13 protein-coding genes are annotated in these 17334 nt (G+C 57.3%); 10 read left to right on the top strand and 3 right to left on the bottom strand.

The features are described from left to right. Window positions 1-41 precede the first annotated feature (41 nt). From RUA4292_RS20855 to RUA4292_RS20885, 7 genes are all read left to right on the top strand, one after another. Window positions 42-1475, top strand: coding sequence for an NAD(P)-dependent oxidoreductase (locus RUA4292_RS20855; RefSeq protein ID WP_058279320.1), 1434 nt, complete (start codon window positions 42-44; stop codon window positions 1473-1475). Window positions 1476-1501: 26 nt separating this feature from the next. Beyond that, on the top strand, window positions 1502-1936 hold the full coding sequence (locus tag RUA4292_RS20860; protein ID WP_058279321.1) for a GFA family protein: 435 nt from the start codon (window positions 1502-1504) through the stop codon (window positions 1934-1936). Next, window positions 1933-6465, top strand: a complete 4533-nt coding sequence (gltB, locus tag RUA4292_RS20865; protein WP_058279322.1) for a glutamate synthase large subunit — start codon at window positions 1933-1935, stop codon at window positions 6463-6465. The genes RUA4292_RS20860 and gltB overlap by 4 nt, the downstream gene beginning before the upstream one ends. Window positions 6466-6626: 161 nt before the next feature. After that, window positions 6627-7361 carry a monofunctional biosynthetic peptidoglycan transglycosylase gene (gene mtgA, locus RUA4292_RS20870; protein WP_058279323.1) on the top strand — a complete coding sequence of 245 codons (735 nt, stop codon included), beginning with the start codon at window positions 6627-6629 and terminating at the stop codon, window positions 7359-7361. Between the two features lie 58 nt (window positions 7362-7419). Continuing rightward, a complete protein-coding gene (fzlA, locus tag RUA4292_RS20875) occupies window positions 7420-8085 on the top strand; it encodes an FtsZ-binding protein FzlA (RefSeq protein WP_058279324.1) in 666 nt (221 codons plus the stop codon). A 78-nt stretch (window positions 8086-8163) separates the two neighbouring features. Further along, entirely contained in the window at window positions 8164-9201 is a 1038-nt protein-coding gene (gene queG / locus RUA4292_RS20880; protein WP_058279325.1) for a tRNA epoxyqueuosine(34) reductase QueG, read from the top strand. Window positions 9202-9273: 72 nt separating this feature from the next. Beyond that, window positions 9274-11277, top strand: a complete 2004-nt coding sequence (locus RUA4292_RS20885) for a hydantoinase/oxoprolinase family protein (protein ID WP_058279326.1) — start codon at window positions 9274-9276, stop codon at window positions 11275-11277. A gap of 27 nt (window positions 11278-11304) precedes the next feature. On the opposite strand, the gene msrA is transcribed toward RUA4292_RS20885, so the two are convergent. Together msrA and msrB are read right to left on the bottom strand one after the other, a co-directional pair. Continuing rightward, window positions 11305-11814 carry a peptide-methionine (S)-S-oxide reductase MsrA gene (msrA, locus tag RUA4292_RS20890; RefSeq protein WP_058279327.1) on the bottom strand — a complete coding sequence of 170 codons (510 nt, stop codon included), beginning with the start codon at window positions 11812-11814 and terminating at the stop codon, window positions 11305-11307. Further along, on the bottom strand, window positions 11811-12260 hold the full coding sequence (gene msrB / locus RUA4292_RS20895) for a peptide-methionine (R)-S-oxide reductase MsrB (protein ID WP_058279328.1): 450 nt from the start codon (window positions 12258-12260) through the stop codon (window positions 11811-11813). Before msrB ends, msrA begins: the two co-directional genes overlap by 4 nt. 145 nt (window positions 12261-12405) lie before the next feature. Here msrB and RUA4292_RS20900 point away from each other — a divergent pair, with 145 nt between their 5' ends. Continuing rightward, window positions 12406-12927 (top strand): glutathione peroxidase, encoded by a 522-nt coding sequence (locus RUA4292_RS20900; protein WP_058279377.1) that lies wholly within the window; start codon window positions 12406-12408, stop codon window positions 12925-12927. Here RUA4292_RS20900 and RUA4292_RS20905 read toward each other — a convergent pair. Next, entirely contained in the window at window positions 12903-13790 is an 888-nt protein-coding gene (locus tag RUA4292_RS20905) for a DMT family transporter (RefSeq protein ID WP_058279329.1), read from the bottom strand. The genes RUA4292_RS20900 and RUA4292_RS20905 overlap by 25 nt on opposite strands. Window positions 13791-13971: 181 nt before the next feature. Between RUA4292_RS20905 and RUA4292_RS20910 the strand changes: the two genes are divergently transcribed. Continuing rightward, complete coding sequence (locus tag RUA4292_RS20910; protein ID WP_145975036.1) at window positions 13972-15168, top strand: BCCT family transporter; 1197 nt, start codon at window positions 13972-13974, stop codon at window positions 15166-15168. Between the two features lie 182 nt (window positions 15169-15350). After that, entirely contained in the window at window positions 15351-17246 is a 1896-nt protein-coding gene (locus tag RUA4292_RS20915) for an amidohydrolase (RefSeq protein WP_058279330.1), read from the top strand. The last annotated feature ends 88 nt before the right edge of the window (window positions 17247-17334 follow it).

Here is a 17334-nt window from a genome sequence, read left to right on the forward strand (position 1 = left end):
CTTAAAGAGACGTGACCAAGCCAATTCATGGAGTTTGACCCGTGGCCAAGCAACCGATGCTGAAATTTGTGCAGATCGACCGCGTCATGCCCGAAAAGCGTGCCGCCGATGACCGCAGAGAAGATTTTGATGAAATCTACGCCGAATTCGCAGCAGAAAAAGCCAAGGAACAAGCCAGCCGATGCAGTCAGTGTGGTGTTCCATACTGCCAGTCGCATTGCCCGCTGCACAACAATATCCCTGACTGGCTGCACCTGACCGCGACGGGGCGTCTGGAAGAGGCCTATCAAACCAGCCAAGCCACCAACACATTCCCCGAGATCTGTGGCCGAATCTGCCCGCAGGACCGTCTGTGCGAAGGCAACTGCGTGATCGAGCAATCGGGCCACGGCACGGTCACTATTGGCACGATTGAGAAGTACATTACCGACACCGCCTGGGACAAAGGCTGGGTGAAACCCACCACTCCTGGTGCCGAGCGCAGCGAAAGCGTTGGCATCATCGGTGGCGGCCCCGGCGGCCTGGCTGCCGCGGACATGCTGCGACGGGCGGGCATTCAGGTCACCGTCTATGATCGTTATGATCGCGCAGGTGGTCTGCTGATGTACGGCATTCCGGGGTTCAAGCTGGAAAAAGACATCGTGCAGCGCCGCAATGACCTGCTGGCCGATGGCGGAGTCGAGTTTGTGCTGAACTGCGATGTGGACGCCGCCAAGTTCGAAGAAATCCACACCAAGCATGATGCGGTGATCATTGCGACAGGCGTGTACAAATCGCGCGATCTGTCCATGCCCGGCAGCGGTCTGGCTGGAATCGAAAAAGCCATCGATTTCCTGACCGCCTCGAACCGCAAAAGTTTTGGCGATGACGTCGAAGATTTCGACAATGGCCGCTTGAATGCCGTAGGCAAGAAGGTGGTCGTTATTGGTGGCGGTGATACCGCGATGGATTGTGTGCGGACCGCGATCCGGCAAGGCGCCACGTCGGTCAAATGCCTCTATCGCCGTGACCGGGCGAACATGCCGGGTTCGCAGCGCGAAACCCAAAACGCCGAGGAAGAAGGCGTGGTGTTCGAATGGCTGAGCGCGCCAAAGGGCTTTACCGGCGACGGCACCGTTGCAGGCGTGATGGTGCAGAAGATGCGTCTGGGTCAGCCCGATGCGACCGGCCGTCAGGCACCAGAGGTGATCGAAGGCGCGGATTATGTCGAAGATGCCGATCTGGTGATTAAGGCGCTGGGCTTTGAGCCCGAGGATCTGCCCGCCCTGTTCGGCCAGCCCGACCTGCCCGTTACCCGTTGGGGCACCGTCAAGGCAGCGTTCGAGACTGGCGCGACCGAGATGGACGGCGTCTATGCCATTGGTGACATCGTGCGTGGTGCCTCTTTGGTGGTCTGGGCCATTCGTGATGGTCGCGACTGCACCGATGCGATTATTGATCGCTTCAACGCCAAGGCTGCCATTGCAGCCGAATAACCCTAGCCCAGCGACAGGAGGGTCTGATGCCCGAATTGCAAGGTCAATGCATGTGCGGCGCGGTCACGGTGACCGCAACCCCGGCGCGGGATTCGCTGGGTGCCTGCCATTGTGATCAATGCCGTCGCTGGACCAGTTCGATGCTGGTAACCTTCGCGGCTGAGCCCGGCTATGCCGCCTTGGGACCGGTCAAGACCTACACCTCGTCGGACTGGGCCGAACGGGCGTTTTGCTCGGACTGCGGCTCGGCGCTGTGGTATCGGATCACTTTGCCGGGCGAGATGCACGGACAAACCCAAATGGCTGCCGGTCTTTTCGACGACACCGGCAACCCGCTGAAACTTGAACTTTACATAGATAAAAAGCTCGAGGGCTACGCGTTCGCAGGAGAGCGCCGGCAGATGACCAAAGCCGAGGTCGAAGCCATGTATGCCCTGCCGGAAGAAGGAGACAGCCAATGACCAAATATGATGCCGATTGGGTGCGGGCCGAAGAAGCCAAGCGCAAATGGATGGCCGAAAATGGTCTCTATTCCGAGGATGAAGAGCATTCTTCATGCGGTGTAGGTCTTGTGGTTTCGATTGACGGCAAAGCGTCGCGTAAGGTGGTGGATGCCGGGATCGACGCGCTTAAGGCAATCTGGCACCGCGGCGCGGTGGACGCAGACGGCAAAACGGGTGATGGCGCGGGTATCCACGTGCAGATCCCGGTTCCGTTTTTTTATGACCAGATCCGCCGCACCGGGCATGAGCCGCGACTGGATCAACTGATTGCGGTTGGTCAGGTCTTTTTGCCGCGCACCGATTTCGGTGCGCAGGAGCAGTGCCGGACCATCGTGGAAACCGAAGTTCTACGCATGGGCTATTACATTTATGGTTGGCGTCATGTGCCGGTCGATGTGACCTGCTTGGGTGAAAAAGCCAACGCCACTCGCCCTGAGATCGAGCAGATCCTGATCTCGAACTCAAAAGGTGTGGATGAAGACACGTTCGAGCGTGAGCTTTATGTAATACGTCGCCGCATCGAAAAGGCGGCACTGGCTGCCGGGATTTCTGATCTGTATCTGGCCTCGCTCAGTTGCCGGTCGATCATCTATAAGGGCATGATGCTGGCCGAGCAGGTCGCGGTGTTCTACCCCGATTTGATGGACGAGCGCTTTGAAAGTGCCTTTGCCATCTACCACCAGCGATATTCGACCAATACGTTCCCGCAGTGGTGGCTGGCACAGCCTTTCCGCATGCTGGCCCATAACGGCGAGATCAACACGCTGAAGGGTAACATCAACTGGATGAAAAGCCATGAGATCCGGATGGCGAGCGGCACCTTTGGTGACTATGCCGAGGACATCAAGCCGATCATCGCAGGTGGTTCGTCGGATTCGGCGGCTCTGGACTCGGTATTCGAAGTTCTAGTGCGTGCGGGTCGTTCGGCACCAATGGCGAAAACCATGCTGGTGCCGGAAAGCTGGTCCAAGCAGGCGGTCGAACTGCCGCAGGCATGGCGCGATATGTATTCTTACTGCAACTCGGTGATGGAGCCGTGGGATGGCCCTGCCGCACTGGCGATGACGGATGGCCGCTGGGTCTGTGCGGGTCTGGACCGGAACGGTCTGCGTCCGATGCGTTACGTCGTAACTGGCGATGGTCTGGTCATTGCAGGGTCCGAGGCCGGGATGGTGCCGATTGATGAGGCCACCGTGACCGAGAAGGGCGCCCTTGGTCCGGGTCAAATGCTGGCCGTCGACATGAAGAAGGGCAAGTTGTTCCGCGACACGCAGATCAAGAACAAACTGGCCCGTGCGCTGCCATTTGGCGAATGGGTCGGCAAGATTCACGATTTGGATGCCACGCTGGCGGGCGTGACCGAAGCTCCGATCTTTTCAGGTGAAGAACTGCGCAAGCGCCAGATCGCAGCGGGGTATTCAGTCGAAGAATTGGAGCAGATTCTCGCCCCGATGGCGGAAGATGGTAAAGAGGCGCTGGCCTCGATGGGTGACGATACGCCCTCGGCGGTTCTGTCCAAACAATACCGCCCGCTCAGCCACTTCTTTAGGCAAAATTTCAGCCAGGTGACCAACCCGCCGATCGATTCGTTGCGCGAATATCGCGTGATGTCGTTGAAAACGCGGTTTGCGAACCTCAAGAACGTGCTGGATGAGGACAGCAGCCAGACCGAGATTGTGGTTCTGGAAAGCCCCTTTGTCGGCAACGCGCAATGGGACAAGCTGGTTGAAAGCTTTGATGCACCGCTGGCAGAGATCGATTGTAGCTTTGAGCCCGGCCAAGGCGCACTAAGCGACGCACTAGCCCGTGTTAGAGCCGAAGCAGAAGAGGCCGTACGGTCCGGCGCTGGGCATCTGGTTCTGTCCGACATGAACTCGCGCGAAGGTCGTGTGGCGATGCCCATGATCCTGGCCACAAGCGCGGTGCACTCGCACCTGACCCGTCAGGGCCTGCGGACGTTCTGTTCGTTGAACGTACGCTCGGCGGAATGTGTCGACCCGCATTACTTTGCCGTTCTGATCGGTTGTGGTGCGACAGTGGTGAACGCCTATCTGGCCGAGGATTCGCTGGCCGACCGTATTGATCGCGGCCTTTTGGACGGGACCCTGACCGAAAATGTCGCCCGCTTCCGCGAAGCGATCGATCAGGGCTTGTTGAAGATCATGGCCAAGATGGGAATCTCGGTAATATCGTCCTATCGCGGCGGCCTGAATTTTGAGGCCGTTGGCCTGAGCCGTGCGATGGTGGCCGAATACTTCCCTGGAATGACCAGCCGGATTTCCGGCATCGGCGTCACCGGTATTCAGACCAAGGCCGAGGAGATCCACGCCAAGGCATGGGTCAATGGTCTGGACGTGCTGCCCATCGGTGGATTCTACAAAGCACGGAAATCGGGTGAGACCCACGCATGGGAAGCGACCTCGATGCATATGATGCAGATGGCCTGTAACCGGGCGTCCTATGAGCTGTGGAAGCAGTATTCGGCCAAGATGCAGTCGAACCCGCCGATCCACCTGCGCGATCTGATGGATTTCAAACCACTAGGCAAACCGATCCCGATTGAAGAGGTCGAGTCGATCACTTCGATCCGCAAGCGGTTCGTTACGCCAGGTATGTCGCTGGGCGCGCTGTCGCCCGAGGCGCACAAGACTCTGAACGTTGCGATGAACCGGATCGGTGCGAAATCCGACTCGGGTGAAGGGGGTGAAGACCCGGCGCATTTCGTGCCGGAACCCAACGGCGACAACCCGTCGGCCAAGATCAAACAGGTGGCCTCGGGCCGGTTCGGTGTGACTGCCGAATACCTAAACCAGTGTGAAGAGCTTGAGATCAAGGTCGCCCAGGGTGCAAAACCCGGTGAAGGCGGTCAGCTGCCGGGCATGAAGGTCACCGACCTGATTGCGCGTCTTCGTCATTCGACCAAGGGCGTGACCCTGATCTCGCCACCACCGCACCACGATATCTACTCGATCGAGGATCTGGCGCAGCTGATCTATGACCTGAAACAGATCAACCCGCGCTGCAAAGTGACGGTAAAACTGGTGGCGTCCTCGGGCGTTGGCACGATTGCCGCCGGTGTGGCCAAGGCCAAAGCGGACGTGATCCTGATCTCGGGGCACAATGGCGGCACCGGTGCGTCGCCCGCGACCAGCATCAAATACGCCGGTCTGCCGTGGGAAATGGGCCTGACCGAGGCGCATCAGGTTCTGGCGATGAACAACCTGCGCGACCGCGTGACCCTGCGAACCGATGGTGGCTTGCGCACCGGTCGTGATATCGTCATGGCTGCGATGATGGGAGCCGAGGAATACGGTATCGGCACCGCGGCGCTGATCGCGATGGGCTGTATCATGGTGCGTCAGTGCCAGTCGAACACCTGCCCGGTCGGTGTGTGTACTCAGGACGAATCCCTGCGGGCAAAGTTCACCGGTAATGCCGATAAGGTCGTCAACCTGATCACCTTCTACGCACAGGAAGTGCGCGAGCTGCTGGCCAGCCTTGGTGCGCGGTCGATTGACGACATCATCGGTCGGGCCGATCTGCTGGCGCAGGTCAGCCGCGGTTCGGCACATCTGGATGATCTGGACCTCAACCCGCTGCTGATCACCGTCGATGGTGCCCATAACATCGTCTACAACCGCGACAGAGACCGGAACGCGGTGCCTGATACGCTGGATGCTGAAATCGTGCGCGATGCCGCCCGTTTCCTGAAAGACGGCGAGAAAATGCAGCTGTCTTATGCGGTTCAGAACACGCATCGGACCGTGGGCACGCGAGTGTCCAGCCATATCGTGCAGAATTTCGGGATGCGGAACACGTTCCAGCCGGACCATTTACACGTGAAACTGCAAGGCTCGGCCGGTCAGTCGCTGGGGGCCTTCGCGGCCCCGGGTCTAAAGCTCGAGGTGTCGGGTGATGCCAACGACTATGTCGGAAAGGGCCTGTCCGGGGGCACAATCGTCGTGCGTCCGCCGCAGGTCAGCCCCCTGAAAGCGGACGAGAACACCATTATCGGCAACACCGTTCTTTACGGCGCAACCGATGGACACCTGTTTGCGGCTGGCCGCGCTGGTGAGCGGTTCGCGGTTCGGAACTCGGGCGCCACTGTGGTGATCGAGGGCTGTGGCTCGAACGGCTGTGAATACATGACCGGTGGTATCGCGGTGATCCTGGGTGGTATTGGTGCCAACTTTGGCGCAGGTATGACGGGCGGTATAGCTTATCTGTACGACCCCGAAGGAAAGGCCCAGCAGCTGATGAACATGGAAACGCTGGTGACCTGTCCGGTGACCGTCGACCATTGGGAAGATCAGCTGAAATCGCTGATCGAAACACATCAGGCTGAAACCAATAGTCGCAAGGCCGCCGACATCCTGCAGCATTGGGAGGTCGAAAAGACCAACTTCCTTCAGGTTTGCCCGAAAGAGATGCTGAACAAGCTCAGCCATCCTCTGACAACCGAGGCAACTGATGTTCCCGCCGAGTAAACGGAAATTGTTAGACCAAATCAGAACCCCGCGTGTCACCAAGGACACGCGGGGTTTTCAATTTACGTCCCGGACTTGCCTCGGATTACTTACCCGCGCAACGCTCAGGCCACGTAACATAAACCGTTCCAAACCCGTCCACAGCGTCGTATAGCAACACAATGGCAAGAAAAGCAGCGCGCAAGTCGAGCAAAAAGAAAAGCAAGGCGTCAAAAACAAAAAAGCCACTGATACCGCGGATTTGTCGTTGGGTCACACGCGCCGCTTTGGGCGTCGTGGCCTTTATCGTGGGGTTGGTTCTGCTGTACTCGGTGGTCAATCCGCCGGTGACTCATACGATCTGGTCCGAATGGCGACGATTGGGAAAAGTAGAGCGTGACTGGGTGTCGATTGAGGATATCGCCCCGGTTATGGGCAGATCTGCGGTTGCCGCCGAGGACGCGAATTTCTGCCTGCACTGGGGCTTTGACGTTGAAGCAATCCGCGATGCGCTGGAAGATGGCGGCAGCCGGGGGGCCTCGACTATTACCCAGCAGGTCGTGAAGAACGTGTTCCTGTGGCAGGGGCGCAGTTGGGTGCGCAAAGCGTTTGAAACGTCGATTACGCCCGTCGTCGAAATTTTCTGGAGCAAACAGCGGATTCTGGAGGTCTATCTGAACGTTGCCGAGACCGGTCAGGGGGTTTTCGGGGTCGAAGCTGCGGCACAGCGATATTACGGAGCAAGTGCGGCCAAGATGTCCCCAGTACAGGCCGCACGGCTTGCGGCGATCCTGCCGTCCCCTCGCAACAGATCCGTCACAGACCCATCGGTTCGGACCCGCAGACGGGCGGCATCCATACTGGATGGGGCGGCCACCATCCGCGCAGATGGTCGCGCGGATTGTTTCGAGGATTGAAACCCTATGCCCCTCAAGGCTAAAGCTGGGGGGTATTCACTGGTTCGATTGGAAGATTATGGCGCGTTTGTTTCATGTTCCCCTGTCCCCGTACTGCCGCAAGGTGCGCCTGTCGCTTGCAGAAAAGAAGATCGAGGTTGAGCTGGTCGAGGAACGATACTGGGAACAAGACCCGGATTTCCTGCGCCGCAACCCTGCCGGAAAAGTACCGGTATTGCGTCTTGATGGGCAGGTCATGGCGGAGAGCGCCGCCATTTGTGAGTATATCGAAGAAACCCGCCCGGAACCTCCGCTGATGCCCAAAAAACCCGAAGCACGGTATGAGGTGCGGCGCCTGGTGGGGTGGTTTGATGACAAGTTTCATCATGAGGTCACATCTAGATTGCTGTACGAACGGGTAAACAAGAAGGTGACGGGCGAGGGTTATCCTGACAGCAAAAACGTCAAGGCAGGCGCGAAGACGATCAAGTATCATCTGGATTATATGGCATGGCTGCTGGATCATCGGCGCTGGCTGGCGGGGGATCAGATGACACTGGCCGATTTTGCCGCTGCTGCGCATCTGTCATCACTGGATTATATTTCGGATGTGGATTGGAACCGTTCTCAGGCGGTCAAAGACTGGTACGCCAAGATCAAGTCGCGACCCGCGTTCCGATCGATTTTGGCGGATCAGGTGCCAGGGTTCCGGCCACCGCCGCATTACGCCGATCTGGATTTCTGATAGGGTTAGGGTTCAGGGGGCTGTCTGCTCCCTCTTGGCCCGGTGGGCCAATTCTCCCCCGAGGATATTTGCAGCCAGATGAAGAGCGGATCAGGTCTAAAAGAAAAACTTGTGGCGCAGGCGCTGAGCGCGGGGTTTGTATCCTGTCGCATTTGCCGGCCTTGGGACGTGCCCGAGGTGCCGTCGCGTCTGAAGGCCTTTCTGGATGCCGGGTTCCACGGGCAGATGGGGTGGATGGCCGAGCGGACCCATTGGCGCGGCGATCCGGCCGCATTGTGGCACGAGGCGCGGTCGGTGATCATGTTGGCCGAGAGCTATACGCCCGAGCATGATCCGACTGATATATTGAACCACCCGGACAAGGCAGCGATTTCTGTTTATGCGCAGAACAAGGATTACCACGATCTGGTCAAAAAGCGGCTGAAACGGCTGGCGCGCTGGCTGATTGCGGAAGCCGGTGGAGAGGTAAAAGTTTTTGTTGATACCGCGCCTGTGCCGGAGAAGGCTTTGGGCCATGCGGCAGGGCTGGGCTGGCAGGGAAAACACACCAATCTCGTAAGCCGCGATTGGGGAAATTGGGCCTTTATAGGCTCTGTTTTTACGACATTGGACCTGTCTGCCGACATGGCTGAAACGGATCATTGTGGTAAGTGTCGGGCCTGTTTGGATTCCTGCCCGACGGATGCGTTTCCCGCGCCATATCAATTGGATGCGCGGCGCTGCATCTCCTATCTGACTATTGAACACAAGGGGCCTGTCAACGAAGAATTGCGCGACAAACTGGGCAACCGGATATATGGGTGCGACGATTGCCTGGCCGCGTGTCCGTGGAACAAATTTGCAGTTGCCGCGAGCGATGTGCGATACGCCGCGCGTGACGATTTGAAGGCACCCGCTTTGGCGGAATTGGCTGTGTTGGATGACGCGGCGTTTCGGGCAAAGTTCTCGGGTTCCCCGATCAAGCGGATCGGGCGGGATCGGTTTGTGCGCAATGTTCTGTACGCGATTGGCAACTCGGAACAGTCAGATTTGATGCCCGTCGCGCAGTCGCTTGCCGATGATCCTGACCCAACGGTGGCGGACGCCGCGCGCTGGGCGGTGAAACGATTATCGTAAGTGACGCAAACAGGCTGGACGTGTCGGTCCAAACCGCTACACCCATCGGCAGCGAACAGGAAGGAGATCCCGATGGCGTTGGCTTTGGGGGTGGATACAGGTGGAACCTATACGGACGCAGTGCTGATCCGGGATGAAAAAGAGGTGATCGCCTCGGCCAAATCCCTGACAACGCGAGCCGATCTAGCCATTGGGGTTGGACAGGCGATCTCGGCAGTGTTGGATCAAGCACAGGTGTCGCCGGAGCAGATCTCAATGGCGTCTTTGTCGACGACATTGGCGACGAATGCCTTGGTCGAAGGGCAGGGTGGTCGAGTCGCACTGATTTACATCGGGTTCAAGGAAGCAGACCTTGAGAAACATGGGCTGCGCGATGCGCTGAAGGGTGATCCAGCGCTGGTGATTGGCGGTGGGCATAGCCACGCCGGGGGTGAGGCGGCTCCATTGGATGTCGATGCGCTGGAAGCATTTTTGGCGTCGCACAAAGACGTTTCTGGGTTTGCGGTTGCCGCGCAGTTCGCAACGCGGAACCCGGCGCATGAATTGCATGCCGCGCGTGTCATTGCCGAGAAAACCGGGGCTCCGGTAACGTGCTCTCATCAGTTGTCGGCCAAGCTGAACGGTCCGAAACGCGCGGTCACGGCGGTTTTGAACGCACGTTTGATTGGTATGATCGACCGTTTGATCGGGCGGGCGCAGGATCAGTTGATTGATCTGGGCATTACCGCACCAATGATGGTTGTGCGCGGCGATGGTGCCCTGATGAGCGCCGAACAAGCGCGGGAGCGGCCGATTGAAACCATCCTTAGTGGTCCTGCGGCCTCGATCGTCGGTGCAAGCTGGCTGACTGGGGTTCAAAACGCGCTGGTGTCAGATATTGGCGGTACGACCACCGATGTCGCGCTGATCCGGGACGGCAAACCGGCGATTGACCCAGCGGGCGCGCAGGTCGGCGGGTTTCGTACGATGGTTGAGGCGGTTGCCATGCGCACCCACGGATTGGGTGGAGACAGCCAGGTGCATGTGGTCACCGAAGGGCTGGGTGGCGGTGTTTTTTTGGGGCCGCGACGGGTGCTGCCGGTTTCCCTGATTGCCGCCGAGGCACCTGAGGTCGTTCACGCCGTTCTGGATACCCAACTAAGGGCGGCGACTGTGGGTGAGCATGACACGCGGTTCGCCCGCCGTGTTCCCGGTATCAATGCCGACGGGTTGGGTGCGCGCGAAGAATCGCTGTTGGAGAGGCTGGGCGAGAACGTCATGCCCCTAAGTGACCTGCTGCGCACCCGTATGGAGAACGGAGCTTTGTCGCGTCTGGTGGATCGCGGTGTCGTTCAGGTTTCGGGTGTGACGCCATCGGATGCCAGCCATGTTTTGGGCCGATTGGATACCTGGGATGCGGACGCAGCCCACAAGGCGTTGGAGCTTGTTGCGCGCAAGCGGGTGGGGACTGGCGATAGATTGGCCGCCACCCCGGAACAGTTGGCGCAGATGATTGTGGATCAACTGACCGAACAGACATCTTTGACCTTGTTAGAGACCGCTTTCGCAGAAGAATCCGAGAGTTTCTGCCTCTCACCCGCCGACCTTGCTCGGCATGTCCTGATGCAGAAGGGGCTGGCGCGGCATCGCGGTTTGCTGGCACTGGACGCATCGCTGAACGTGGATGTGGTAGGTCTTGGCGCTTCGGCTCCAAGCTATTATCCGGCTGTCGGGGATCGTTTGCATTGCACTATGATCCTGCCGGAACACGCAGGCGTGGCCAACGCGATCGGGGCGGTTGTTGGACGACTTACTCTGCGCCGATCGGGAACGGTGACGTCTCCGTCAGAAGGCCGCTACCGGGTTCACCTGGAAGAAGGGCCCCAGGACTTCACAGAATCCGACAAGGCCTTGGCGTTGCTGGAAACGGTTCTGAGGGATCAGGCCGAGGGTGCAGTGCGACAGGCCGGAGCAGCAGATATCCGGGTGGTTGTCGATCGCGACATCCGCACTGCGCGCATCGAAGCGCAGGACGTGTTTGTCGAAGCGATGATCACGGTCGAAGCCAGCGGGCGCCCTAGGATGGCGTCTGGTTAGCCCCCCGCTAGAAAGGGGGCCATCCGGTTACTCAGCTGCGTCGCGTTTGGGCAGAACCCAATCGGGGCGTGGGAAGTGGCAGGTATAGCCGTTGGGGATACGTTCAAGGTAATCCTGATGTTCAGGTTCGGCTTCCCAGAAATCGCCTACGGGTTCGACCTCTGTGACGACTTTGCCCGGCCAAATACCGCTGGCATTCACGTCGGCAATCGTGTCTTCGGCCATCTGTTTTTGCGCAGAATTTACATAGTAAATGGCCGAGCGATAGCTCATTCCACGGTCGTTGCCCTGACGGTTCACAGTTGTCGGGTCGTGGATCTGAAAGAAGAACTCGAGCAGGTCACGATAGGTGATCCGCGAGGGGTCGAAAATGATTTCGATCGCTTCGGCATGGGTGCCGTGGTTGCGATAGGTGGCGTTGGGCACGTCGCCGCCGGTATAGCCGACGCGGGTGCCAGACACGCCGGGTAGCTTGCGGATCAGGTCCTGCATGCCCCAAAAGCAACCTCCGGCAAGTACAGCGCGTTCAGTGGTCATTGGATGTCCTCCACATGGATCAGGTATTCGCCATACCCTTCGGCCTCCATCTCGTCGCGATGAATGAACCGCAATGAGGCAGAGTTGATGCAGTAGCGCAGGCCGCCGTGTTCGCGCGGACCGTCAGGGAACACATGCCCCAGATGGCTATCCCCATGTTTCGAACGGACCTCAGTCCGGATCATGCCGAGCGTACGATCTTCGATTTCTTCGACATGCTCGTGCACGATGGGCTTGGTAAAGCTGGGCCAACCACATCCGGATTCGTATTTGTGGGCCGAAGCAAACAGCGGTTCGCCCGAGACGATATCGACGTAGATACCCGGTTCCTTGTTATTCAGTAGTTTGCCGGTGCCGGGGCGTTCTGTACCGCTGCGTTGGGTGACGTGGTATTCTTCGGGTGAGAGAGCGGCAATGGCCTCGGGGTCTTTGGTGTAGCGGGTCATGGCTTCTCCGGTGTTGATGCGATCTGGGTTTCTATTTGGGCACAGTGGCGCGGAAATCAAAATCATATTTCAGTCGGCTCGCGTTCTCGTGCAGGTGATCCGAATGCCAGACGCGTACGTAACTCACAATAAAGGAGGTGACGCTATGTTCAGACTGCTTCTGTTATTCGCCCTATTGCTGGTTGCCCGCGTGGTTCAAGCAGCACCTTTGACCGGTGAATTTGTCTCGATCGACGGTGGCACTTTGTCCCTTGAGGATTGGCGAGGCAAGCCGGTATTGGTTGTGAACACGGCATCCCATTGCGGGTTCACAGGGCAATACGCTGGCTTGCAAAAGATCCATGACACTTATGCTGATCGAGGTCTCGTGGTTTTGGCCGTCCCTTCGGATTCGTTCAATCAGGAATTAGGCACGGCGGCAGAGGTCAAACAGTTCTGCGAGATGAACTATGGCTTGACCTTGCCCATGACCGACATCACGTCGGTAAAGGGCGTTGCGGCCCATCCGTTCTACCGTGCGGTTGCTCAGCAGACGGGATTCGTACCCAAGTGGAATTTCAACAAGATCCTGATTGATTCAGCGGGTGAAGTGATTGCGACCTATGGGTCGAACGTCAAACCGGATTCACCGAAACTGTTGCGTCAGGTTGAGGCCTTGCTCCGCTGATCGGTTTGCCGGGACAACTGCACCGCAAGAATACCCAGCGTTGTGACACCGACACCTACTGCATCCATGGGCCCAAGTTTTTCGCCCAGGAAAACTGCGGCGACGGCCACACCAAACACCGGGTTCAGAAAGTGAAAAGTCGCGGCCCGGATCGCGCCGATTCGGTTCAACAGCAGGAACCAGATCAGAGTGGCTAACAGTCCCGGGAACAGCGTTGTATAGGCAAACGCCAGAACCCACGGACCGTTAGGGTGAATATAGATCGTCTCGAATATGGGGGCCGCGAGGAACAGAATCGCCGCGCCCACAAGCATCTGAAGTCCGACCACCATCATGAAATTACCGCCGGACGTTGCCCCGCGCACCGCCAAGGTCGCAAAGCTGAGCGCAAGTGCCCCAAGCCCGCATAATATGACGCCAAACAGGTCCGCGCCCGCGCTTATCCGGCTGCTCATGATCAACGCGACGCCAGCGAAACCGGCCAGCAACCCGATCACGCCCAATGGTCGAAGTTTTTCGTGAAACAGGGTCCAGCTGGCCAGCGCGACGATCAGGGGCATTGTCGAAGCAATAATCGCCGCAACAGATGCCTGTACGGTTTGCATTGCGTAGAAATTCAGACCCAAATAAAGGGCGTTTTGGCATATTCCAAACAGGATGGTTGCGTACCATTGCGCGCGGGTCAGCCTCCAGCTTTGGCCCATGGCCCGCGCAATCGCAACCCCCAGCAACCCCGAAATCAGAAATCGCAGCGCCAGTGAGAACAGGGGCGAGGCATCGGCGACAATGATCCGCGCCGAGGTAAAGGCTGACGACCAAATGAAGGCAAATGCCAGCCCCATGGCTATGGCGCGCAAATCCATGGTGACCCTATCCCAAACGCCGCGACTGTTTCCCAATTATGTGAAACGCGCAAGCGCCGCGCGTCAAAATAAACACAGGTTTCGCCTGTTGAATTCAGCATTGGCAGTTTTATTGATTGACCAGTCAATTAAAGCTATACGATCCGCACTCTTACTAACCAAGGGAGGAATGTTGGTGCTTTTGGAGTATATTCTGTCTTTCGGCGTCCTGCTGGCACTGGGCCTGGTCGCTTTCTTCGTCGTGAAATGGTGGAACCTGCGCTGTGTGGGCGTCACGCCAGTGCACCTGTTCACCTTCATCGCGATCCTGTTCACGTCCGGTCTGGATGTCGGCCTGATCATGTTCCCGCTGACCGAGTTTGGCGGCTATGCCGAGGAACCGGCCTATGCCTTCGCAAACCCGCTGGCCATCGAGTTTGGTTTCTGGGGTTTCCTGATCTGGGCCTTCTACTTCCTAACAGCGTTCTATTTCTGCGTCATCGAACCCCGCGTGAAGTTCTTTGAGATCCCGCTGGTCAAGCTGATCAACAACGTGGTCATCATTGGCACCTGCGCCTTCACCGCCAGTCTGTTCCTGATCTACCTGCCCGGCTATCTGCCCGAGGTTGGAGATGGCGAATCCGTGGTCACCACTTTCTATGTCATCGTATTTGTTGTCATTCTGGCGGCGGCTTATTCGTCAACCGACCTGAAATACGTCCGTATCCTGTCTGTGGGTTCGACTATCCTGTTCCTCACGCTGATCCTCGGAATGTGGATCGCCGCCGGCATGGGCATGACCGGAATTGTTGAAACCGGCAGCAATATCGGTGCCTATTTCGCCAATCTGCACAAGTTTGTGTTGCCGCTGACTGATTATCACGCCTTCTACCTGTTCTGGTGGTTCGCATGGTCGATCATGATCGGGCAGTTCACTTCGCGATTTGTCGGTGGTTTGACCACATGGCAGTTGCTCGCTGCATTGCTGATCTTCCCGTCGATCCCACTGGGTATCTGGTTCACCGTTCTCTACTACTACCACCTGAACGGCATCAGCACTGCGGGCATTACCAACATCGCGATGGTGATCGTGGGCGTGACCTTTGTGATCAACTCGCTGGACTCCCTGATCCGCCTCTATACCGACAACCTGAACCTGACAGTCGAGCGGTTCGGCAAGGGGATCTACGTCGCAGGCAACGTCGCTTTGTTGTTTGTCCTCACCCTGCTGTTCCAGAGCCAGTGGCTGCAGATCCAGTGGATCGGAGCCGTGGTCGTCGGTCTGTACTTGGCCTGCGTGGTCTATATTCTGATCACCAAGCGCAAAGAGGTGCTGAGCATCGATTCAATGCCGGAAGATCGTGATCTGGACTTCCATAAGGTTGAGACTGTTCACTAAGCCAAAACCTGAATTTCGACAGGCGGCGGATGCGCCGCTAAAAATCAAACCCCGCAGAATGTTCTGTGGGGTTTTTTCGTGTCAGAGCGAGACAATGAATGAAATTCAGATAATGTAATGGAAGTAGTTCATTTTTTGAATCCGAATTCCATTCCAACCGTACTGTCTGAAGGAACTTCACTATGAAAGATATCGGCCGCCGGAGATTCGTGGGTGCTGGAATTGCTTCTGCTGCAACTTTGACACCCTTGCAGCATGTTTTGGCGGAAACCGGATCATTACAAGATATCGGCGGATCGATCGTCTCGCTGCCTCAGGCAACGATCTACACTGCGCGAGAAATCATCACGCTGGATGATGCGCGCCCGACGGCCGAAGCGGTTGCCATTGTCGGTGACAGAATTCTTTGGGCGGGAACACTGGAAGATGTACAGCGCGTCTTAGGCGACCAGCCTTACGAAATCGATACGACGTTCGCTGATAACGTGATCGTTCCTGGGTTTATTGCACAACATGACCATCCGGTGCTTGCCGCCCTAACAATGTCGTCTGAAATCCTCGCAATTGAGGATTGGGTTTTGCCGAGCGGAACCGTGCCGCGCGTCAAAGACAAACAAGAATTCATGGAGCGTCTTGCCAAAGCGGAATCTGAAAAGTCGAATCCAGACGAACCTTTGCTTAGCTGGGGGTATCATCCGGCATTTTACGGCCCGTTGACACGTTCTGACCTCGATACAATCAGTGAAACACGTCCCATTCTTGTTTGGGCGCGCTCATGTCACGAGATGGTACTGAACTCGGCGGCAATGGAACGTGGCAGTGTTACCCGGGACAAGTTCGAAGCTTTCAGCCCGTCAGCAAAAGAGCAAAGCAGTTTTCAAGAGGCGCGGTTTTGGGAACAGGGCCTGTTCGCAGTTTTGCCTAACATCGCGAATATGGTCGCAACCCCCGAGCGCCTGCGATCCGGTCTGGAAATCACGCGCGACTATATGCACGCCAAAGGCATTACCTTCGGCAATGAGCCGGGCGGGATTCTTTCTAAGCCGGTTCAGGACGGCGTTAACGAAGTCTTCTCGAACCCGGACATGCCATTTCGCTGGTCATTTATCGTGGATGCAAAGTCGATGGTCGCGACCTACTCGGATGATGCGCAAGTCATTGCTGAAACCGAAAAGCTGGCCTCTTGGTATGGTGGCATGACAAGTCTAGCGCCAAAGCAGGCAAAGCTTTTTGCAGATGGCGCAATTTATTCGCTGCTGATGCAGGTACGTGATCCTTATCTTGATGGCCATGACGGTGAATGGATGATGGACCGCGATTTGTTTGAACGTGCGTTCCGCATTTACTGGGACGCGGGCTATCAGATTCATATTCACGTCAATGGTGATGCCGGGCTTGATCGGGTTCTTGATACGCTCGAATCGAATCTACGCCGGAACCCAAGATATGATCACCGAACCGTATTAGTGCATTTTGCAGTCAGCGCTTCGGATCAGGTCGAACGGATCAGAGCGCTGGGAGCCATCGTCAGCGGGAATCCATATTACGTTACCGCGCTGGCGGATCAGTACTCAAAAGTTGGTCTCGGCTCGGAACGAGCGGATTCGATGGTTCGCTTAGGCGACTTATCACTCACCGGAATTCCATGGTCGCTGCATTCCGACATGCCGATGGCACCTGCGGACCCGCTGTTTCTGATGTGGTGTGCTGTAAATCGAGAAACCACGTCCGGTCGCATCGCTGGCGCGGATCAGAGGGTGCCTGCTGAAATGGCGCTTCGCGGTGTCACAATCGAGGCGGCTTACGCCCTCAGGCTGAGTGATGAGATCGGAAGTATCGAACCAGGAAAAAGGGCTAACCTGACTATACTGGATGAAAATCCCCTAAGTGTGGACCCGGCAATGATCCGTGACATTAGTGTTTGGGGAACTGTTATGGAGGGGCGTGTTCTACCGGTTAGTGAGCGAACGCAAAAAGCCTCACTTACGCCGACGCTGGCTCCGAATTCTCTAGCTGATGAAGAGGTCAACCGGGCAATGCTGAACCATGCACTCATGGTTGTTCATACCCACCTGTGAGAGGGGGCATACTGGTGCTCTGATCAAGTTAATTGAGATCAGGCAAAGAAAAAGGGCCCCCAAGCGGCGGCCCTCAATCGCTTGCAGT

Origin of the sequence: Ruegeria atlantica, assembly GCF_001458195.1 — a bacterium.
GTDB lineage: Bacteria > Pseudomonadota > Alphaproteobacteria > Rhodobacterales > Rhodobacteraceae > Ruegeria > Ruegeria atlantica.